The following is a 259-nucleotide window of genomic DNA, read 5'->3' on the forward strand; positions in this document are numbered from 1 at the left end:
AAACGTAGGCTGAAGGCGGTGCCTTTGCCAAGTGTACTTTCGCAGTCGATCCGGCCTCTGTGGCGATCAACCACCGCTTTAACCATCGTCAGCCCCAACCCCAGCCCTTCGCTGCCCTGTGCAGAATAAAAGCGCCGGTACTGGCTGAACAGCTCCGGCAAATCCTCTGTTGCTATACCTGGGCCCTGGTCGCTGATCCGGCATTCCCACCAGCCCAGCTCACAGGCGTGACTCAACCTGACGGTAGTCCCGGACGGTG

The 259-nt window shown here is 59.8% G+C and carries 1 protein-coding gene; it reads right to left on the reverse strand.

Translation table 11 applies throughout. The annotated features are described in order from the left end of the window. On the reverse strand, positions 1-259 hold a 259-nt coding region (locus ACFZPT_RS26765), incomplete at both ends, for a sensor histidine kinase (RefSeq protein WP_379559141.1).

The organism is Pseudomonas sp. MD330_10 (genome assembly GCF_042610415.1).
In the GTDB taxonomy this organism is placed as follows: Bacteria; Pseudomonadota; Gammaproteobacteria; order Pseudomonadales; family Pseudomonadaceae; genus Aquipseudomonas; species Aquipseudomonas rhodesiae.